Genomic DNA, 19,061 nt, shown 5'->3' with positions numbered 1-19,061 from the left:
ACAATCGAGGGCCGCCGCTTCAGGGGCCTTGTGTCGGCTCGACGTTCTTGTTTGACCGTTTCTCATCTTTATTGTTCGCCCGGCACCGCAAGTAAGGAAACACGGGCGTTGCGCAGCGACTGGTCGGGTGTCCCAGAGGCATCAATCATATGCCAGTTTACCGCGCCGATCGCAAAAGTCTCCTGCTTCAGGGCAACATTCCGTGTTGCATCAGAAGCATCGCCCCTGCGCTGCCCGATGCGCGCCAGCCGCGTTGCGAGATCCGCCTTGAGGAACAGGCCGACGAAGCGTACGCCAAGCGTGGCCGCAAGAGCCGCAATTTCCGTCCGTTCCGCTTCCTGCAGATAGGCGGCATCGAGCACGACCGAACATCCCTGGGCGAGGACGCGCTGCGCGGTGCTCGAAAGCACGTCATATACATGTTTCGTGGTATCGGGCCGATAGGCAGATTCCGGTAGAGCCGTGGTTTCGCTGGTGCCGAAGAGGTGCTTGCGAACGACATCCGAGCGGACAATGACCGCGCCGGGCGGAGGCTCGATCAGACCCGCGAGGTCGCGTGCGAGCACCGACTTTCCCGTCCCCGACAACCCGCCGATCGCCACCAGCAGTGGTGGCTTGGGCGTGATGAGGCGTCCTGCCAGATCGAAATAGCGCTTGGCCTCCTGCCAGGCCGCGTCGCTCTCTCCGGCATGCTCGCTCTTCGTGAACAGCACATGCGCCCGGATCGCCGCCCGCGCTGACAAAAACAGCGGCATCAGCCGGAGGCCATCGAGACCTTCATCCCCTACTCCCGCAAGGTAGCGATTGAATACCGCGTTTGCCGCCGTATCCTGATTGAAGTGGATCAGATCCATCAGCGTAAACGCGAGGTCGTAGAGGACATCCGTCGTGGCGATGGCCGGATCGAATTCGATGGCATCGAACAGCAGCGGCCGGCCGTCCAGCAAGGCAATATTGGCGAGATGCAGATCGCCGTGGCAACGGCGCACGAACCCTCGCTCGGCCCGCTGCCTGAGCAGCGGCTGCAATGTTGTAGCAGAACGACGGCTGGCGGCATCGAGTTGATCGATGGCAACGGTATCGAGTCCGCGTACGGTGCGAAACTTTGCGGTATTCCGTTCGATGATGGGTGGAATAGAGGCAAGCCAGCTTTCACCGTCCGCCCGCGGCGCCTTGTCGTGGGATCGAACAATCGCGTCGGCCACGGCCGCCGCAAGGGATGGTTCGACCGTCTTCGACGCCGCGACACGATCGAGCGACTGCTTCTCGTCGAACCGCGTCATTTCGACCGCCCATTCGACCGGGGGGCCGGAGCCGTCGATTTCGAAGGCGCCATCGGAATTGCGCGTGATGGCGACAACGCGCCGGTAGAGCTCGGGCGCGTTGCCGGCGTTGACCTTCAGCTCTTCCTCGCAGGCGCGCCTGCGCTTTTCCAATGTCGAATAATCGAGGAACGGCAAGCGAACGGCACGCTTGATCTTCAATGCCCGATCGGCGCCGAGAAAAACCATGGAGGCGTGCGTGTCGATCCGCTTGCCGCCCTTGGCCGGACCGAAGCTGGAACGATCGAGGAAGTCGAGTACGCGCTGCTGCAGATCAGCATCGGTTACGGCTATGTTGGCGGGCGGTTGCTTGGTCATGGCTGCAGCACGGCGGCGCCAGTGATTTGCCCGGCGCGCAGCTTCGAGAGGACTTCATTTGCGTCCCGCAACGGAAACACGCTGGTGTGCGTTCTGACGCCCGCTTGCGCCGCGGCCTTGAAAAACGCGACGCCGTCGCCACGCGTGAGGTTCGCGACCGAAAGCAGCTGCCGTTCCTCCCAGAGGATATGGTAAGGGAACGAGGGAATGTCCGACATGTGAATGCCCGCGCACACCACGCGGCCTCCCTTGCGCACGGCGCGTAACGCCAGCGGAACGAGATCGCCCACCGGCGCGAAAATAATCGCAGCGTCGAGCGGCGCCGGAGGCTGATCCTCCGATGACCCGGCCCATTCCGCGCCGAGCGATTTCGCAAGAGCCTGCGCCTCGACATCGCCCTTGCGGGTGAAGGCATAGACCGAGCGCCCCTGCCAGCGGGCTATCTGCGCGATGATATGTCCGGCTGCTCCGAAACCGAAGATACCGAGGCACCCTCCTTCGCCCGCCATGACAAGCGCGCGCCAGCCGATCAGGCCCGCGCAAAGCAAAGGCGCGGTCGAGATATCGTCGTCGGCTTCGCCAAGTGGAAAGCAATAACGGGCATCCGCCACCAGATGCGTGGCGAAGCCGCCGTCGCGCGTGTAACCGGTGAAGCGCGGACGGTCGCAGAGGTTTTCCCGGCCGCTCCGGCAATAGGAGCATTCACCGCAGGTATAGCCGAGCCAGGGAACACCGACCCGTTCGCCGACTTTCAAGAACGTGACGTCGGCGCCGAGTGCATCGATTCGGCCGACCACCTCGTGGCCGGGAACGATGGGATAGGCGATGCCGGGCAATTCTCCATCGACGACATGCAGGTCGGTCCGGCAAACCCCGCATGCACTGACCTTGACGCGCACGGCGCCAGGTCCGGGGACGGGATCCTCCCGCTGCTCAAGCCGCAGTGGCGCGCCGGGCGCCGTCAGGACCATGGCATGCATCTCGTCTCTCGTCCTCACGCAAGCGTGTGCAGCCTATCGGGTGCGAACGGAACACCGTTTGATCCCCGTCAATTGCCCCGGAGCGGCGTCTCTCTAACATGGCGACGTCGGCAACGATGTGCCAGCCATAGCATTTTGCCATTTCTCGCATTTCTCGATGACATGGAACAGGAGATCGTCACATGCGCGCCCATCAGATCATGACCCGCTCCGTTATTACGATCGCGCCGGATGCTACCATTCTGGAGGCCGCCAATACCATGTTGCGGCATCACGTCAGTGGGCTTCCGGTTATCGATGCGGCCGGCCAGCTCGTCGGCATTGTCTCGGAAGGTGATTTCATTCGCCGCAACGAAATCGGCACGCAGCGCAAGCGCGGTCGCTGGCTCAAAGTGCTGCTGGGCGACTCCGCCGTCGATTACGTTCGTGAGCGCGGCCGCAGAGTCTCGGACGTCATGGCCAGCGATCCGATTACTGTCACCGAAGACGCGACAGTGGAAGAGATCGTCAATGTGATGGAGACTAACGACATCAAGCGCCTGCCGGTGATGAAGGGTGACAAGCTCGTCGGCATTGTGTCGCGCGCCAATCTGATGCAGGCGGTCGCAAGCCTTGCTCACGAAATCCCCGACCCGACGGCCGATGACGATCGCATTCGCAGCCGCGTCCTGACCGCGATCGATAAGCACGATTGGAGCCCGTTTGGCCTCAACGTCATCGTGCACGACGGAATTGTCCATCTGAGTGGCGTAATCACCGACGAACGCTCGCGGCAAGCGGCCATGGTGGCCGCGCAGAACGTCGCCGGCGTGAATAAAGTTCACGACCGCCTGTGTTGGGTCGATACCATGTCCGGGATGTTTCTGAGATCGCCCGAGGACATCGAGAGGGCAAGGGCGGGCTAGGCCCGCCGGCGTGCGCGTTCCGCGGAATGCCCTATCCGCGCGCGCTCTCGGTCAACGCACGCATGATGTCTTCGCGCGCGCCAGCCTTACCCAGCGCGAACGCCAGGTGATGCAGGAGCTGGTGACAGGGCAATCGAACAAGGCAATCGCTCGGGAACACGATATCAGCCCGCGCACGGTGGAGGTCTATCGGGCGAACGTAATGACCAAGATGCAGGCCGGTAACCTCTCCGAACTGGTGCGGAGGGCTTCGACGTGCGCACCGCAGCGGGGTCGCCTTGCTCGGATCTTCCACCCGAAGCCGCTCGGATTGTCTTGTCGTTGACTACAAGATGGCGGAACTCGACGGTTTGGAGCTGGCATACCGGCTGCGAAGGCTCGACGTCTCCGCCCCGATCACGCCCCGGCGGTCCCGACAGCCAAGGTTTTGCCCGCCCCACGCGCCCAGGCCGTTCCGACTGTCGACCAATTCAGCGTGATGGCGACCTGCGCGGGTGTGGTTGCCAGCGAGTTTTCCTATCGGAAGGACGAGGAAATTTACGGCGAGGGCGAACCTTCCGAATATGTCTATCAGGTGATCCGCGGCGCGGTTCGCACCTACAAGTTGCTCAACGACGGACGGCGCCAGATCGGCGCGTTCCATCTGCCCGGTGACGTGTTCGGACTCGATGCCGGCTCGACTCATCGGCTGACTGCTGAGGCGATCGCCGACACCACCGTCCGTCTGGTGAAGCCGCAGCCTGGAAGCCGCCGCGGGATCGAATGTCCAGGTCGCCCATAGTCTCTGGACCATGACCGCAACCGACCTCCGGCACGCCGAAGACCACATGTTGCTTCTGGGCCGCAAGCCCGCGATGAAAAAAGTTGCGACTTTCCTGCTGGAAATGGACCGTCGGCTCGCCAAGGCCGGCATGATGGCCCTGCCGATGTGCCGGCGCGACATCGGCGACTATCTCGGTCTGACGCTGGAAACCGTTTCGCGGGCGCTTTCACAGCTCAGCGACCAGGGCATTCTCGGCGTTCTCAAGCGCCCGTCAAATCGTGCTGCGCAACCGCCAGCGGCGGCTGGTAGATATGGACGCATGAGAGTATAAGCTGGCCGACAGGATGTCGGAAGGAAGGAAGGAAGGGAGTGCAAAGATGAACAATTATCGCGTCTCCTTCTACAAGGATCTCTGCAACTCCGACGGCCACAGCTTCAAGTGCCTGCAACGCCAGATCGAAGTGCAATCGGTCGGCCCATCCCAGGCGCTGGTGTTGGCGGAGCGGTTGGTCGATAACGAACGCCTTAACGCTGATTGCGTGGAGGTCATGCACCTGGCTGGCCACGACGCGTTCGAACATCCGGCGTGCTATACGCCTGCCCCCGGCAAGCACGCATGGAACCGCGTCGCGTGATGAACTGACCGCAACCTGAATCGAAGCCCGGAGCCTGCGCAGCCGGGTGTTCCGCTGCGCTCGTTTTTCAGCCCCGCCGTACCTTCTATTTGATCCAGGTCAATGCGAACGCCGCCAAGCGAGTGGAATGTCGATCCACATGATGCCGACGATGTTGTCGCATCATTCGGCGATCTCGCCGTTTTCTCCAAGACTGCCCCGCACCGCCGGTTGTAAAGACCGCGTTGCGGGGCATTTTTATGGATGCCCACAATCCCAAAGCGCCTCCGGTTCGTCCCGACGGCTTACTGGTTGGATTTCACTTCCAGTTCGCGGACGGCCTTGAAGCCGTGCGAGGCCGCCTGCAGCGCCTCGTCGATATCGGCGGGGCGATGCGCCGACGACAGGAACATATTGTGCTGGGGATGAAAGAACGCGCCGTGGTGGAGCGCGGCCGAGCAGAACGCCCTGCCCTTGCGCACCTCCGGGTCAGCCTCGAACAGCATCAGCGGCATCTGCGGCGGACCGCTCTGGCGGATCGCGATGCCATGCTCGCTCGCGAGCGACGCCAATCCCTCGCGCAACCTCAAGCCCATCGCGCGGATATGCCCGGTGACGTCAGTCTCGCGCGCGATCCGCAATGTCGCTCGCGCAGCCGCCATCGCCACGGTGCCGCACCAGAACGAGCCCGTGACGAATACCTTGGTGGCGGCTTCGCGAAAGCGATCGTTGCCTGTAACGGCAGCCAGCGCATAACCGTTGGCGATCGCCTTGCTCCAGGCGCACAGGTCCGGCCGCACGCCCAGCGATTCCCAACTCCCCCTGATATCGAGGCGCAGGCCGGCCCGCACTTCATCGATAATCAGCGCGGCGTCAGCGGCGTCGCATGCCGCACGCGCGGCTTCCGCAAACTCCTTCGTTGGCAGTTCGAGATCGCGCCCCATGTCGTGACGGAAGGCCGTCACCAGGATCGCAGCGAGATCCTTGCCCGCCTCCTCGACGGTAGCTCGCAGGCTCTGCACGTCGTTGTACTCGAAGTGCAGGAGATGCGCGCGGTCCTCGGCCGTCACCCCGGCAACAACAGGCGAACACCATGGCAGCGCGCCGTGATAGCTGCCACGCGCGACCAGCACCTTGCGGCGGCCGGTGCCGGCGCGGGCGATCGTGACGCAGCTCGTGGTCGCATCGCTGCCGTTCTTCTGAAACATCGCCCAATCGGCATGCGGCAACATGGCGACGAGATCTTCGGCGAGTTCCACCATGACCTCTCCCGGGCCGTTGAAGCAATCTCCCTTGGCGGCTTGCGCCTCAGCCGCCGCCTGAACTTCGGGATGCCGATGGCCGAGCAGGATCGGTCCCCAACTGCACATGAAATCGATATATTCGCGCCCATCGACGTCGCGCACACGGCAGCCCTCGGCGGAGGCAAAGAATTGCGGATAGCCTTCCGGGAGCCGCGCGGCATTCAGATGGCCCCACATGCCGCCGGGAACCACCAGCCGCGCCCTTGCCCGCAACATGGCGTCCGCTGTCTGCGTTTCGCTCAACAGCGCCGTGTGCTGAGTCATGACGTTCTCTTGCCTGGTTTGCAGAGTGTGCCTTGCGCTTCCTGCCGCCTATGATTGGATCGCCAACAATTTACGGTCAACTCTGATCGCAGTCAGGTCGGTGGCTTTTGGTTCGCGAAACCAATAGAATGGTCGATATGCCGCGGCCTTGCCGGCTAGCCTCTTGCCAATTCGTTCGGAGTAACCGTTGAACGTTCGTCGCCGCGTTGCCTTCGCCACCTTCCTTGCCTTTGCATCACCTGCAATGCCCGGCGCTGCCCTCGCACAAAGCGCGATTGCTGCAGCAGTCGGCAAGCCGGTATCGCTGCCGGACATCGCAATCGGGTCTGCGAACGCCCCAATCACCATCACCGAATACTCTTCGATGAGTTGCCCGCATTGCGCAGCGTTCGGCCAGAATGTGTTCCCGATGTTGCGGTCAAAATATATCGATACCGGCAAGGTACGTTTCGTGTTCCGGGAATTTCCGCTCGACATCAAGGCCGCCGCGGCTTCGATACTGGCGCGCTGCATCGGCAAAGATGATTCCGAAAAATACCTCGGCGCAGTCGAGATGCTATTCAAGCTGCAGGACCGCCTGATGGCGCAAACCAAGGATACGCTGATCTATGTCGGGAAGCAGCACGGTATGAGCGAGCAGGACGTCAAGACCTGCGAGGAAGACCAGGCGCAGTTCGACAAGCTGAACGCCGATCAGCAATACGCCCATCGCGAACTGAAGGTCACGTCGACGCCGACTTTCTTTCTCAACGGTGTACGGCTGCAGGGCTCGATGTCGTTCGAAGAGCTGGAAGAACGGATCGAGCCGTTGCTCAAGAAGTAGCGGCCGCGGCCGTCGCAATAGCCCCTTGCCGGGCGCCGCCGCCTCGCCGATGATGGCCCCAACAAACATAATGGGGAGAGCGCCATGGCCGCGGCTTTGCGCGTAGTATTGGCAGCGGCGTGGCTGCTGTTCGGCGTCGTGACGACATTGGCGCAAAGCTATCCAAACAAGCCGGTACGTGTTGTGGTCGGCTTTCCCGCCGGCGGACCGACCGATGCCATTGCCCGCATCGTGGCGCAGAAGCTTTCAGACAATCTCGGCCAACAGTTCTTCGTCGAGAACATCGGCGGCGCCGGCGGCAACACCGCTGCCGGCCAGGTCGCCCGCGTGACGCCGGACGGCCACACCATCATGGTCATCAGCACCGGTTTCGTTGTGAATCCCAGCCTCTACGCCAAGGTGCCGTATGATCCGGTCAAGGATTTCGCGCCCGTGACGCTGGTCGCGGTCTCTCCGAATGTCGTGGTGGTCAACCCGCAAGTGCCCGCCAAGACACTCCCCGAGCTGGTGCAGCTTGTTCGGGACAACCCCGGCAAGTACGGCTTTGCCGGTCCCGGCATCGGTTCGACGCCGCATCTGGGCGGCGAGCTTTTCCGGTTGGCCTTCAAACTCGACCTGGTGCACGTGCCTTTCACAGGTGCTGGGCCGGCGATCCAGGCAACGGTCGGCGGGCACACGCCGATCGCCTTCACCGCGCTGCCGCCTGCCCTATCGGCGGTGCAGAGCGGACAACTGCGCGCGCTGGGCGTGGCGTCAGCCGAACGTGCCGCCGGGATGCCCGACGTGCCGACCTTCGCCGAACAGGGAGTGAAGGATCAGGACGCCGACACGCTCACGGGTATCGTCGCGCCTGCGGGGACGCCGAAAGAGATCGTCGATCTGCTTTATCGTGAGATCGCCAAGATTGTCGCCCAGCCGGACGTAAAGCAGCGCCTCACGGTGCTCGGCTTCAAGCCGGTCGCCAATACGCCGGATCAGTTCGGCGCACGCATCAAGCTCGAGATGGACAAGTGGGGCAAGGTGGTGCGCGATGCAAAGTTGCGGATCGATTAATGTGCTCAGCCCCCGGCTACGATGGCGATGGCACCGCGACCGCATCCGCGATCTTCATGAAGGTCAGGCCGATACGGTTCTTCTGGATCCAGGTGACCCGGCACTCGTGCACGATCGAGGGGTCCCTCGCCATTACCAGGTGAAAGTGCTGCGGGACGAACGCCGGGTTGTCGACATCGATTGCCGCTCCCTCGCGCGAAATATTCCGCACCACGCAGGGCATGACGGAACCGCCCGACGAGACATAGGCGGTCTCGTCGATCTCCGTTCGCGGATACTTTCGCTTCTCTTCCATCCCGGATCGATCCCGCCAAACCGCGAGGCTAGCGCAAAACCCTAAACAAATCGGCGTGTGCACCGCAGCGTTCGCCGGGGGCGGAATAGGCGCGGATGCCCGGCGCAACATCGATTGACGCAGCCCATGCGATTGTCTTTGGACTCTCCATCGCTCATGCGCAGACGTGCTCCGCGTCGCCATGGACTTGCCCATCGCGGCGATGGCACGATAGCCTTTCCACCAGTAACTGGCACGCGGACGCAATGAACCGGCAGGCATGGTCTTGAATACACCGATCGCAAACTCTGCCGATCTCGCGGGCGACCAGGCAGTGATCGCCCGGGCCAAGGCCATACGCCCTGATGTCGCGACAGCTTCCGACGACATCGAGGCCACCCGCCGGCTGCCCCCGGCGTTGCTCGACAAGCTGCACGACGCGCAATTGTTTCGTCTGTTGTTGCCGCGCTCGACCAACGGGATCGAAACCGATCCCGTCACTTTTTTCCACGTCATCGAAACCATTGCCAAGGCTGATGCTTCCACCGCGTGGTGCCTCAGCCAGGCCGGCGGCTGCGCGATGTCGGCGGCCTATCTCGACCTGCCGGTGGCGCAGGCGATCTTCGGCGATCCGCGCGCGGTGCTGGCGTGGGGGCCTGGCCCCAGGGTTCGCGCGGTCGAATGCGAAGGCGGCTACAGGGTGACCGGGGTGTGGTCCTTTGCATCCGGCGGCCGGCATGCGACCTGGCTCGGGGCGCACTGCCCTATCTATGCGGCCGACGGTTCGCCCAAATACGACGCCAACGGCGCTCCGCTCGAGCGCACGATGCTGGTACGCTCCGAAGACGTCGAGTGGACCGACATCTGGAACACCGTCGGCTTGCGCGGCACCGCCAGCGACCAGTTCGCGCTCAATGACTTCTTCGTCCGCGCTGACTATTCCATTACCCGCGAGTTCGACCGGGAATGCCGCGAAAGCGGCCCGCTCTACCGCATGAGCAACCACACCTGCTACCAGGTGGGCTTTGCGGGCGTCGCCTGCGGGATCGCCCGCACCGCGCTCGACAACTTCGTCGAGACGATGCGCAGCAAGGTGCCGCGTGGCGCGAGGGCGTCGTTGCGAGACAATGCCGTGGTCCAGTGCAACCTCGCCCAAGCGGAAGTCAATCTGCGCGCCGCGCGCGGCTACGTGTTGCAGTCGATGGCTGACACCTGGAAAGATCTGGCCGGGGGCGCGACCATCACGGTGGCGCAGCGCATGAACATCCGCATGGCCTCGACCCATGCCATCCACAAGGCGCGCGAGGCGGTCGACTTTGCCTACAATGCCGCAGGCGCCACTGCGATTTTCGAGGACCATCCACTGGAGCGCCGTTTCCGCGACATCCATACCGTGACGCAGCAGTTGCAAGGCCAGCTCAGGCATTTTGAAACCGTCGGCGCCTGGATGATGGGCGTCGATACCGACCTCAGTTTTGTCTAGAGCTTCGGTTCTGATCGAACCAGAAGCTCTAGATTCCTATTTTGACGTGTTTTCTTCCGCGAACCGGTATCCACTTCGCTCGAAAACGCTATCGGGAGAACAACCATGGGACTAGGCGGATTGCAGCACTACACCATCGAGCCCGCCGACCTCGAGCGCACCAAGGATTTCTATTGCGATGTGCTCGGGCTGGAGAACGGCGACCGACCGCCGCTCGATTTCCCCGGCTACTGGCTCTATTCCGGCGGCACCGCCACGGTGCATCTGATGGGCACGCGCAAGCCCCCTGAAGGTATCGTGGTGCGCGGCACCGAAAAGAAGTATGAAGATACCGGGCGGCTTGACCACATCGCCTTTGCCGCGACCGATGTCGAGGGCATGCGCAAGCGCCTGCAGTCGAAGGGCGTCAAATTCCGCGAGAGCGTCGTGCCGCGCAGCGGCGATACGCAGTTCTTTCTCTACGATCCCGACGGCGTCGGCGTCGAATTAAACTTCCCGAAAACCTGACGTCCCGCTCCCGCGGCGGATCCGCGCTCATTTCGGCGGCATTCGTGCCGCCGAAATCGTTGCAAGCGTTGGGCGTCAACGCGCCACCTGATGTTGGGGTGCAACACTGCCCGTCAAAGACTGAAGTTCCCGACAACGCCGCAAGTCAGCCATGATCAAGGCGCGAGTCCGTCAGGGTTTCTTCATCATTGCAATGAGATTGGGGGAGCCGCGCCGCTGCGGCAGAGTAGCCGGGTGCCCGCGCCTTTCAACCTACCCCAGGGCATGCGTACCCGGCTATTCGTCCGGCGGAGCCTGCTAGTCCAGCCCGCGCTCGTGGCTCAGATTGACCATTTCCTGAACGAAGACTGCCTTTTGCTTGTCGTTCAGAGTAGCAAATAACGGCTCGGCCGCATCGGCCACGTTGCGCTGATCGACGGCGCGATCGTTGAGGAACTGGGCCTCATTGCGCATTTGCTCGATGATGTCGTCGGGCGGATCGCGCTTGGCGCGCGCAATACGCAGATTGAGACGATCGGCGCCATTATGCCCGAGATAGTGCATCGCACTGTTGAACCCGGCCCAGTGCTTCTCCTGTTCGGGCGTGAGGTTTAATTCCTTCTTGATCCGCTCGATATTGGCATCGCTGTTGGCGACGATCTGTTCGGCCGTCAGTTGCGGCGCGCCAGCCTGGGTGAGGACGGCTGGCTGCTGCTGTTGTTGCTGTTTGGCGGTCTTCGTAGCCTTGCTTCCCTTCGCCGGCTTCGACGTGTCGCCTTGCTTGGAAGCCTCGCCTTGTTGTTTGGAATCCTTTGCCGCCGGCGCCTGTCCGCCCTTGTTGTTGTTGCCGCCGGTCAGCACACCGGTAACTCCGGTCACGACGCCCACGACGCCGCCAATGGCGCCGCCAAGCACGCCGCCGACCGGGCCCGCCGCCCTGTTGCCCTCGCGGGCGCCCTTCTCGACACCCTGAACCACCTGCGCATCCGCAAGCCGTGGCGCGTTGAGAAGCATGATGGCGGCCAACCCCATGGCCGCGCACGCTTTCCACGGCGTGCGCAGTTTGGATGTCAGGCAAGTCATTGTTGGTCTCCGTGATCGTTAACCAGGACTAGTGTCCTCGAATCCGAATCTTATCGTTTTCGAGACGAGCAAGTCTAGCCGCGGTGCCGACCGTTATCGCTGGCGTCGAAATACCAAACCCGTGGACCGGAACTCCGCGGCACGACCGCAATTCTTAAACTCATTCGCGCTCATGATGCCGTGTGCAACGCAATATGCCGCGCGAGAGGCATTGCAGTATTCCGACCGCTGGAAATTTGCACGCAACGTTAGTTCTAGAAATTTCGCACGTGTCATTTCTCGACAGACGCGTTTTATTCTGTTCTGATTGCGCAACCAAATCTCCGCGGGGCGCACGCCATCCCAGATCGGCGCGATCGCGTGAAGGCCAATAAAATAAGAAGAAGAGGAACGACAAGACGACAACAAAAAAGCAAGCAAAGAGGAAACACCATGTCACGCAAGAAGCTTTCTCGCCGACAATTCGTTGCTGCTACTGCGCTGTCCTCTGCGGCGCTCATCACCGCGCCCTATGTTCGCGGCGCCTATGCTGCCGGTAAGCTCTCGATCGGCTTCTGGGACCACTGGGTTCCCGGCGCGAACAAAGCCTCCACCGATATCGTCAATGCCTGGGCCGAGAAGGAAAAGGTTGAGGTTCAGATCGACTACATCCCGAGCCAAGGCAACAAGAACCTGCTGACGATCGCCGCCGAAGCGCAGGCCAAGTCGGGTCACGACATCCTGGCGATGCCCACCTGGTGGCCGCATGCGCAGGCCGAGCTGCTGGAACCCATGAACGACGTCATGGACGGCCTCATCAAGCAGAACGGCGAACCCAACGGCACCGTGAAATATCTTGGCCAGTCCAAAGGCAAATGGCTCGCGGTGCCCGCGAGCATCGGCAGCCAGATCAAGGGCCCCTGCTCGCGCATCGACCTGATGAAGCAGCATGCCGGCATAGATGTGCAGGCATTGTATCCCGCCGGTGGCCCGCCGAAGGCCGATAGCTGGACATTGGATACGTTCCTCAAGGCGGCAGAGGCCTGCCAGAAAGGCGGCGTTGCGTTCGGCATCGGTCTCGGCGAGACCAGCGACAACGTCGATACGGCCGGCGCAATCTTCCAGTCGTTCGGTGCAGCCCTTGTCGATGAGAAGGGTAACGTCACCGTCAAGACCGACGCGGTGCGCCAGGCGCTCGAATACTACAAGAAGCTGATCGCCTTCCTGCCGCCGGACGCCGGCGCCTGGGACGACTCCTCCAACAACAAATGGCTGGTCTCCGGCAGAGGCGCCTTGATCATGAACCCGCCGAGTGCCTGGGCTGTCGCCAAGCGCGACGCGCCGCAGGTCGCCGAGCAGTGCTGGAGCCACGGCTTCCCGGCCGGGCCGAAGGGCCGCTACGCGCCCTACCTCTCCTACTTCTGGGGCACCTGGTCGTTCTCCAAGAACAAGGAAGCGGCCAAGAGCGTGCTCAAGGCGCTTTCGCAACCGGATGCGATCGAGAAGATGTGCGTGGCGAGCGGTGGCTACGACCTCCCCTGCTACGAAAAGCTCACCACGCTGAAGGTCTGGCAGGAGGAAGGGCCGCCGAAGGGCACGCTCTACCACTATCCGAACCCGCACAACCACCAGACGCTTTCGATCGCCGCGGCGCCCGCCCCGCCGAAGATCGCACAGCAGATCTATACGCAGGCGACCCTGACCAAGATGTGCCTGCGTTATCACCAGGGCGAAGCGATGGAAAAGGTGCTCGCCTGGGCCGAAGGCGAGTGCGAAGGCTTCATGCGGAGCTGACAGGCGAGATACCATGGCGGCCCGCCTGATCGCGGGCTGCCATTCCTATCCTTCTTCAATCGCGGGCCCGGCGAAACGTTACAGGGATGAAAACTCACCATGGCTGACGTCGCATTGCAGTCGAACCGGGCCGCGCAAGCCGCGCGCAAACGCGGCAGCCTGCACAGAATGCTCAAGCGCAAATCGACTATGGCGTTCCTGATGACGCTGCCGCTGATCCTCCTCATCGCGACCCTTGTGATCTATCCGGCATTCTACGCGCTGCATCTGGCGACGTTGAACAAGTCGATGCAGCGCTTCGTCGGACTCAGCAATTTCGAATTCCTGTTCAGGCGCGAGACGTTCTGGCTCGTCGTGAAGCAATCCTGCATCTTCGCGATCACAGCCGTCATCTTCAAGGCGGTGCTGGGCTTTATCATTGCGCATTTCGTTCACAACATACCGGCCAAGGGCCAGCGCAAATGGCGCGGCATGCTGCTGGTACCGTGGGTGATCCCCCCGGCGATGAGCACACTGGCGTGGCTGTGGCTATTTGACCCCTCCTACAGTGCGTTCAACTACACGCTCTCGTTCTTCGGCATCGGGCCGATCCCATGGACCGGCGATGCCATGTGGGCGCGCTTCTCGGTCATTCTCGTCAACATCTGGGTCGGCGCACCGTTCTTCATGATCATGTATCTGGCGGCGCTGAAATCCGTGCCGGAACAGCTCTACGAGGCCGCCGCCATCGACGGCGCCAATTGGTGGCAACGCATCTGGTACGTCACGCTGCCGATGATGCGAAACATCATAGCGATTACGACGCTGTTCTCGCTGATCGTGACGTTCGCCAATTTTGACATCGTGCGCATCCTGACCGCGGGCGGCCCGCTCGATCACACCCATATCTTCGCGACGTGGGCGTTCCGCATCGGAATCGAGGGCAGCGACATACCGCTGGGCGCCAGCGTATCCCTCTTCATGGTGCCGATCCTGGCCGTCGCGGCGATCTTCATCCTGCGCGACGTCAACAAACGCGGGAATGAATCCTGATGGCAACGGTAACAATCGACAAGGCTGCGCCGACCCGCAAGGTCAAATACGGCAGCATGAGCCGCGACCGGACCTGGGCGCTGCGATGGTCGTATTTCTTCCTGGTGATCTTCGCCATTTTCTCGCTGACGCCGCCGATCTACATGCTCATCACGTCGTTGAAGAGCAGCGCGGAGATTTCGGCCGCGACCAATCCGTGGTGGGTGTTCCACCCAACGCTCGAGAACTATCTCGGTCTGCTGACCTCGAACCAGTTTCTGCGCTTCTTCTGGAACTCGGCAATCGTCTCGATCTTCGTCGTCACCATCACCATGCTGATCTCCGTGCCGGCTGCATTCGCACTGGCACGGATGCGGTTCTGGGGTTCTGCGGTTCTCGCCACTGGCGTCTTCCTGACCTATCTCATTCCCGAGACACTGCTCTTCATCCCGCTCTTCAAGATGTTTGCCGTCATTGGCGATTGGACCGGCATCCAGCTCATCAACAGATGGTACGTGCTGCTTATTCTCTATCCGACGCTGACGGTGCCGTTCTGCACCTGGATCATGATCGGCTACTTCGCTTCGATCCCGAAGGAACTCGATGAGGCCGCCATCATCGATGGCGCGTCGTGGATTCAGACCCTCACCCGCATCTTCATTCCGGTTGCCTTTCCCGGCATTATTGCCGCGACGATCTTCGCCTTCACGGTGTCATGGGCGCAGTTCCTCTATCCCCTCGTGTTCACGACGTCGACCGACCAACTCGTCATGCCGGTTGGGATCATCACTACGTTGATCAAGGGCGACGTGTTCAACTGGGGACAGATCATGACCGGCGCCCTGCTCGGCGCCGCACCGCCGCTCATTATCTACGCTTTCCTGATGGACTATTACATTGCCGGCCTGACCGCTGGTGCGACGAAGGGTTGATCTCATGGCTGACGTGACGTTGCGTAAGGTTGTTAAGCGTTATGACGAAGTCGAGGCGGTGCGCGGCATCGATCTCGACATCGCCGACCATGAGTTTGTCGTGCTGGTGGGACCGTCGGGCTGCGGGAAATCAACCACGCTGCGGATGATCGCCGGCCTGGAAGACATCTCCGACGGAGACATCATGATCGGTGGCGATGTCGTCAACGACGTGCCGCCGAAGGATCGCGATATCGCGATGGTATTTCAGAACTACGCGCTCTACCCGCACATGACAGTTGCGGAGAACATGTCGTTCGGATTGCGGCTGAAGCGCTACCCGAAGGCCGAGATCAAGAGCCGCATCGACGAGGCCGCGCGCATGCTCGACATCGTCGAACTGGTCGACCGCAAGCCGAAGCAGTTGTCCGGCGGCCAGCGCCAGCGCGTCGCCATGGGCCGCGCCATCGTGCGTAACCCGAAGGTGTTTCTGTTCGACGAACCGCTGTCCAATCTCGATGCCAAGCTGCGCGTGCAGATGCGGATCGAGATCAAGAAGGTGCACCAGAAGGTCCGCACCACGACCGTCTACGTGACCCACGACCAGGTAGAGGCGATGACGCTGGCCGACCGCGTCGTGGTGATGAACCACGGCCGGATCGAGCAGATCGGCACGCCGAACGAGCTCTATCACAAGCCGGCGACGAAATTCGTCGCCAGCTTCATCGGCTCGCCGGCGATGAATTTCATGCCCTGCCGGCTGGAGGATGTCGCAGGCAAGCTGCACGTTCGGTTGACCGATCGCCTCGCCTTCCCGCTGCCGCTGGCGCGCGCCGTCCGTTACCAGAACATTCCGCGCACCGAAAAATTGCTGCTCGGGCTGCGGCCAGAGCATGTCACCGAGGCCAAGCCGCATCTCCAGCCGGGCGTCGAGACATTCGAGACGGTGCTCGATGTCACCGAGCCGATGGGAATGGAAACGCTGATTTACTTTACGATGGAAGGCTCGCAGGTCTGCGGGCGGGTCAATCCGAACGCCGATGCGCACGATGGCGCCCCGCTCCGATTGGCTGTGGACCTCAACAACATGCACCTGCTAAACGAGGTGACCGGCGTCGTCCTTTGACGGCGCAGCAGCGAGACCTAAGGGCAGGGAATGGCTACCAACAAGAAGAAAATCTTCATCACTGAATCGATGTCGCAACCGGGAAGAGCGCTGCTTCACGCGCGAGACGACATCGAACTCGTCGAATTTCCCAACATGATTTCGCAGAAGGATTTCGAAGCCAAGCTGAAGGAGCATGCGCCGGTCCACGGCGTCGCCCTCGGCGGCACGCGTTTTGGCGAGCCCGAACTCGAAGCCTCGAAAGACATGCTGGTGGTGACGCGGATCGGCGTCGGGTTCGACGCCGTTGACGTCCCCGCGCTCAGCCGCCGCAAGGTGCCGCTGATGGTGGCAGGCACCGCCAATTCGCCGTCCGTTGCCGAACACGCCCTGTTCATGATGCTGACGCTCGCCAAGCGCGCGACCGAAATGCATTCGCTTGTCAGGGACGACAAATGGGCCGACCGGTTGGGAATGCTGCCCTATGACCTCTTCGGCAAAACGGTTCTGATCGTCGGCTTCGGCCGCATCGGCACGCGCACCGCCAAGCGGTGCCTCGCGATGGAAATGAACGTTCTGGTTTTCGACCCTTACAAGCATGCCGCCGACATCAAGGCCGCCGGTTGCGATCCGATCGCCGACCTCAACGCCGCGCTGCCGCGCGCCGACTTCGTCAGCATTCATTGCCCGAAGAATCCCGAGACGGTCGGCATGTTCAACGCCGACAGGCTGAAGCGGATGAAGCCGACCGCCTATCTGATCAACACAGCGCGCGGCGGAATCGTTGACGAGGCCGCGCTGCACGCCGCGCTGGTGTCCGGCCAGATTGCCGGCGCGGGCCTCGACGTTTTCGAGCAAGAGCCCCCGCCAGCCGGTCAAGCATTGCTCGCCCTGCCGAACGTCATCATGGCGCCGCATGTCGCGGGTGTCACGGTGGAAGCCGTGGACCGGATGAGCGAGCAGACCGCCCGCAACATTCTGAGCGTTCTGGATGGCGATCCCGTGCGCCAGAACGTGATCAATCAGGACGTGCTCGGCTGAATCGTCCGCATGAATGACCCTGGATGCGGCCGGTCCACCGACCGGCCGGCAAGCGAGGTGTGCGCATGGCCTTCAAGGAATACGGCAGTTACGACGCGGTCGGCCTTGCCGAACTGGTTCGGAAGAAACAGGTCTCGGCCAAGGAATTGCTCGACGAGGCCGTCGCCCGGACAGCGAAGGTCGATCCGCAGATCAACGCGGTCGTCGTCAAGCACTACGACTATGCCGAACGCCAGATCGAGCGCGGCCTGCCCGACGGTCCCTTTACCGGCGTACCGTTCCTGCTGAAGGATCTCGACCTCCTGGAGGGCACACGCACGACCTCAGGCGCCACGATCCTGAAGGATTTTGTCGCCGACCATAGCGGCACGCTGGCGCAACGCTTCCTCGATACTGGCGTTGCGATCTTCGGCAAGAGCTCCAGTCCCGAATTCGGCCTGATGCCGACGACGGAGTCGCGCCTGCACGGGCCGACCCGCAACCCCTGGAATCCCGAGCATTCTTCCGGCGGGTCATCGGGCGGCGCGGCGGCCGCCGTTGCCGCCCGCATCCTCCCCGTCGCGCATGCCAGCGATGGCGGCGGCTCGATCCGAATTCCCGCCTCGGCCTCCGGCGTGTTCGGCTTAAAGCCGACGCGGGCGCGCAATCCGCTCGGCCCTGATCGCGGCGAAGGCTGGGGCGGTTTCTCCTGCGGCCATGTCGTGAGCATCAGCGTGCGCGATAGCGCGGTGATGATGGACGCGATCCACGGCCCGGAGCCGTCGAGCCCTTACGTGGCGCCGCCGCCGGAGCGGCCGTTTTCGCAGGAAGTCAGCCGCGATCCTGGCCGGCTCCGCATCGCCTTCACCGACAAATCGCCGTATGGCGACGCCATCGATCCGGAAATCGCGGCAGCCGTGCGTGAGATTGCGGGCCTCCTCGCGGGGCTTGGCCATCACGTCGAAGAACGGGCGCCGGTGCTTGCCGCTGATCCGGCCGCAGTCATGACCACCATCGTCGGCGGCAACACCGCGCTGACGGTGCGGTTGATCGAGCAGAGGCTCGGTCGAGAGATGACGGACAATGATCTCGAGATATTGACGCTGGCGCAGTCTCACAACGCGAAGAAGAACACGTCGACCGACTATGTCGCCGCCCAGCTCGCGGCCTTCCAGATTTCGCGCGCGCTGGCAGCCTTCTTCGAGAGCTGCGATGTCTTCCTGTGTCCGACGTTGTGTGCGCCGCCGCTGCGCATCGGCGAGCTCAACACCATGTCGAACGACCTGTCGCACATTGCCCCGATCCTGCGCCGCTATATGCCGGGGACCTCCATGTTCAACATGTCCGGGCAGCCGGCGATGTCGGTGCCGCTGGCGTGGAACAAGGCCGGATTGCCGCTCGGCATGATGTTCTCGGCCCGGTTCGCCGATGAGGCTACGCTGTTCAGGCTGGCCGGACAGCTCGAGCAGGCGCGGCCCTGGAAGAACAGAATACCTCCGGTATGCGCCTAGCCGGGCACTAAAAAAGCCACGGATTGACAAAGCCTGGCTTTATTCGGAAGCAAGGAAA

General features: G+C 62.3%; 17 protein-coding genes and 2 pseudogenes. 14 read left to right on the top strand and 5 right to left on the bottom strand.

Annotation, left to right across the window (positions count from 1 at the left end; all coding sequences use genetic code 11):
* Window positions 1–68 precede the first annotated feature (68 nt).
* The gene (locus GWE18_RS27075) at window positions 69–1,640 is read right to left on the bottom strand and encodes a bifunctional aminoglycoside phosphotransferase/ATP-binding protein (RefSeq protein ID WP_275188736.1); all 1,572 of its coding nucleotides are present in this window, start codon (window positions 1,638–1,640) and stop codon (window positions 69–71) included.
* On the bottom strand, window positions 1,637–2,620 hold the full coding sequence (locus GWE18_RS27070) for a zinc-dependent alcohol dehydrogenase family protein (RefSeq protein WP_275188735.1): 984 nt from the start codon (window positions 2,618–2,620) through the stop codon (window positions 1,637–1,639). Before GWE18_RS27070 ends, GWE18_RS27075 begins: the two co-directional genes overlap by 4 nt.
* 182 nt (window positions 2,621–2,802) lie before the next feature.
* On the opposite strand from GWE18_RS27070, the gene GWE18_RS27065 reads away from it, so the two are divergent.
* The 4 genes and pseudogenes from GWE18_RS27065 to GWE18_RS27050 all read left to right on the top strand — a co-directional run bounded on the left by GWE18_RS27065 (window position 2,803) and on the right by GWE18_RS27050 (window position 4,923).
* Window positions 2,803–3,525, top strand: a complete 723-nt coding sequence (locus tag GWE18_RS27065) for a CBS domain-containing protein (protein ID WP_275188734.1) — start codon at window positions 2,803–2,805, stop codon at window positions 3,523–3,525.
* Window positions 3,526–3,589: 64 nt separating this feature from the next.
* A pseudogene (locus GWE18_RS27060) lies at window positions 3,590–3,850 on the top strand (LuxR C-terminal-related transcriptional regulator); the annotation flags it as partial.
* 102 nt (window positions 3,851–3,952) lie between these two features.
* Window positions 3,953–4,611, top strand: a pseudogene (locus GWE18_RS27055) (helix-turn-helix domain-containing protein).
* A gap of 54 nt (window positions 4,612–4,665) precedes the next feature.
* The gene (locus tag GWE18_RS27050) at window positions 4,666–4,923 is read left to right on the top strand and encodes a hypothetical protein (RefSeq protein WP_275188733.1); all 258 of its coding nucleotides are present in this window, start codon (window positions 4,666–4,668) and stop codon (window positions 4,921–4,923) included.
* 284 nt (window positions 4,924–5,207) lie between these two features.
* Here the strand turns inward: GWE18_RS27050 and GWE18_RS27045 are convergent, their stop codons facing one another.
* A complete protein-coding gene (locus tag GWE18_RS27045) occupies window positions 5,208–6,470 on the bottom strand; it encodes an aminotransferase class III-fold pyridoxal phosphate-dependent enzyme (protein WP_275188732.1) in 1,263 nt (420 codons plus the stop codon).
* A gap of 187 nt (window positions 6,471–6,657) precedes the next feature.
* Between GWE18_RS27045 and GWE18_RS27040 the strand changes: the two genes are divergently transcribed.
* The gene (locus tag GWE18_RS27040; protein WP_275188731.1) at window positions 6,658–7,293 is read left to right on the top strand and encodes a DsbA family protein; all 636 of its coding nucleotides are present in this window, start codon (window positions 6,658–6,660) and stop codon (window positions 7,291–7,293) included.
* Window positions 7,294–7,377: 84 nt separating this feature from the next.
* Window positions 7,378–8,346, top strand: a complete 969-nt coding sequence (locus GWE18_RS27035; RefSeq protein WP_275188730.1) for a tripartite tricarboxylate transporter substrate binding protein — start codon at window positions 7,378–7,380, stop codon at window positions 8,344–8,346.
* A 16-nt stretch (window positions 8,347–8,362) separates the two neighbouring features.
* Here GWE18_RS27035 and GWE18_RS27030 read toward each other — a convergent pair whose 3' ends face one another.
* The gene (locus GWE18_RS27030) at window positions 8,363–8,641 is read right to left on the bottom strand and encodes a PilZ domain-containing protein (RefSeq protein WP_275188729.1); all 279 of its coding nucleotides are present in this window, start codon (window positions 8,639–8,641) and stop codon (window positions 8,363–8,365) included.
* Window positions 8,642–8,900: 259 nt separating this feature from the next.
* Between GWE18_RS27030 and GWE18_RS27025 the strand changes: the two genes are divergently transcribed.
* Both GWE18_RS27025 and GWE18_RS27020 read left to right on the top strand, forming a co-directional pair.
* The gene (locus GWE18_RS27025; RefSeq protein ID WP_275188728.1) at window positions 8,901–10,103 is read left to right on the top strand and encodes an acyl-CoA dehydrogenase family protein; all 1,203 of its coding nucleotides are present in this window, start codon (window positions 8,901–8,903) and stop codon (window positions 10,101–10,103) included.
* A gap of 105 nt (window positions 10,104–10,208) precedes the next feature.
* Window positions 10,209–10,610 (top strand): VOC family protein, encoded by a 402-nt coding sequence (locus GWE18_RS27020; RefSeq protein ID WP_275188727.1) that lies wholly within the window; start codon window positions 10,209–10,211, stop codon window positions 10,608–10,610.
* A gap of 297 nt (window positions 10,611–10,907) precedes the next feature.
* Here GWE18_RS27020 and GWE18_RS27015 read toward each other — a convergent pair whose 3' ends face one another.
* Entirely contained in the window at window positions 10,908–11,621 is a 714-nt protein-coding gene (locus tag GWE18_RS27015) for a Spy/CpxP family protein refolding chaperone (protein ID WP_275188775.1), read from the bottom strand.
* A 483-nt stretch (window positions 11,622–12,104) separates the two neighbouring features.
* Between GWE18_RS27015 and GWE18_RS27010 the strand changes: the two genes are divergently transcribed.
* The 6 genes from GWE18_RS27010 (at window position 12,105) to GWE18_RS26985 (ending at window position 19,003) form a co-directional block, all read left to right on the top strand.
* Complete coding sequence (locus tag GWE18_RS27010; RefSeq protein ID WP_275188726.1) at window positions 12,105–13,445, top strand: extracellular solute-binding protein; 1,341 nt, start codon at window positions 12,105–12,107, stop codon at window positions 13,443–13,445.
* A 99-nt stretch (window positions 13,446–13,544) separates the two neighbouring features.
* The gene (locus GWE18_RS27005; protein WP_275188725.1) at window positions 13,545–14,477 is read left to right on the top strand and encodes a sugar ABC transporter permease; all 933 of its coding nucleotides are present in this window, start codon (window positions 13,545–13,547) and stop codon (window positions 14,475–14,477) included.
* A complete protein-coding gene (locus GWE18_RS27000) occupies window positions 14,477–15,388 on the top strand; it encodes a carbohydrate ABC transporter permease (RefSeq protein WP_275188724.1) in 912 nt (303 codons plus the stop codon). The genes GWE18_RS27005 and GWE18_RS27000 overlap by 1 nt, the downstream gene beginning before the upstream one ends.
* A 4-nt stretch (window positions 15,389–15,392) precedes the next feature.
* Window positions 15,393–16,493: a sn-glycerol-3-phosphate ABC transporter ATP-binding protein UgpC gene (ugpC, locus tag GWE18_RS26995; protein ID WP_275188723.1), complete on the top strand. Its 1,101-nt coding sequence runs from the start codon at window positions 15,393–15,395 to the stop codon at window positions 16,491–16,493.
* A gap of 30 nt (window positions 16,494–16,523) precedes the next feature.
* Complete coding sequence (locus GWE18_RS26990; RefSeq protein ID WP_275188722.1) at window positions 16,524–17,513, top strand: hydroxyacid dehydrogenase; 990 nt, start codon at window positions 16,524–16,526, stop codon at window positions 17,511–17,513.
* A 65-nt stretch (window positions 17,514–17,578) separates the two neighbouring features.
* Window positions 17,579–19,003, top strand: coding sequence for an amidase (locus GWE18_RS26985; protein WP_275188721.1), 1,425 nt, complete (start codon window positions 17,579–17,581; stop codon window positions 19,001–19,003).
* The last annotated feature ends 58 nt before the right edge of the window (window positions 19,004–19,061 follow it).

The organism is Bradyrhizobium sp. CSA112 (assembly GCF_029051645.1).
Classification (GTDB): Bacteria; Pseudomonadota; Alphaproteobacteria; order Rhizobiales; family Xanthobacteraceae; genus Bradyrhizobium.
This window is presented reverse-complemented; position numbering and strand designations above follow the sequence as displayed.

Bases quoted from the DNA above. Each gene is read 5' to 3' on its own strand.
- GWE18_RS27015 (WP_275188775.1), bottom strand. From the start codon at position 11,621: ATGGGGTTGGCCGCCATCATGCTTCTCAACGCGCCACGGCTTGCGGAT.
- GWE18_RS27065 (WP_275188734.1), top strand. From the start codon at position 2,803: ATGCGCGCCCATCAGATCATGACCCGCTCCGTTATTACGATCGCGCCG.
- ugpC (WP_275188723.1), top strand. From the start codon at position 15,393: ATGGCTGACGTGACGTTGCGTAAGGTTGTTAAGCGTTATGACGAAGTC.
- GWE18_RS27070 (WP_275188735.1), bottom strand. From the start codon at position 2,620: ATGCATGCCATGGTCCTGACGGCGCCCGGCGCGCCACTGCGGCTTGAG.
- GWE18_RS27035 (WP_275188730.1), top strand. From the start codon at position 7,378: ATGGCCGCGGCTTTGCGCGTAGTATTGGCAGCGGCGTGGCTGCTGTTC.
- GWE18_RS27005 (WP_275188725.1), top strand. From the start codon at position 13,545: ATGGCTGACGTCGCATTGCAGTCGAACCGGGCCGCGCAAGCCGCGCGC.
- GWE18_RS27025 (WP_275188728.1), top strand. From the start codon at position 8,901: ATGGTCTTGAATACACCGATCGCAAACTCTGCCGATCTCGCGGGCGAC.
- GWE18_RS27075 (WP_275188736.1), bottom strand. From the start codon at position 1,640: ATGACCAAGCAACCGCCCGCCAACATAGCCGTAACCGATGCTGATCTG.
- GWE18_RS26990 (WP_275188722.1), top strand. From the start codon at position 16,524: ATGGCTACCAACAAGAAGAAAATCTTCATCACTGAATCGATGTCGCAA.
- GWE18_RS26985 (WP_275188721.1), top strand. From the start codon at position 17,579: ATGGCCTTCAAGGAATACGGCAGTTACGACGCGGTCGGCCTTGCCGAA.
- GWE18_RS27010 (WP_275188726.1), top strand. From the start codon at position 12,105: ATGTCACGCAAGAAGCTTTCTCGCCGACAATTCGTTGCTGCTACTGCG.
- GWE18_RS27000 (WP_275188724.1), top strand. From the start codon at position 14,477: ATGGCAACGGTAACAATCGACAAGGCTGCGCCGACCCGCAAGGTCAAA.
- GWE18_RS27020 (WP_275188727.1), top strand. From the start codon at position 10,209: ATGGGACTAGGCGGATTGCAGCACTACACCATCGAGCCCGCCGACCTC.
- GWE18_RS27050 (WP_275188733.1), top strand. From the start codon at position 4,666: ATGAACAATTATCGCGTCTCCTTCTACAAGGATCTCTGCAACTCCGAC.
- GWE18_RS27030 (WP_275188729.1), bottom strand. From the start codon at position 8,641: ATGGAAGAGAAGCGAAAGTATCCGCGAACGGAGATCGACGAGACCGCC.
- GWE18_RS27045 (WP_275188732.1), bottom strand. From the start codon at position 6,470: ATGACTCAGCACACGGCGCTGTTGAGCGAAACGCAGACAGCGGACGCC.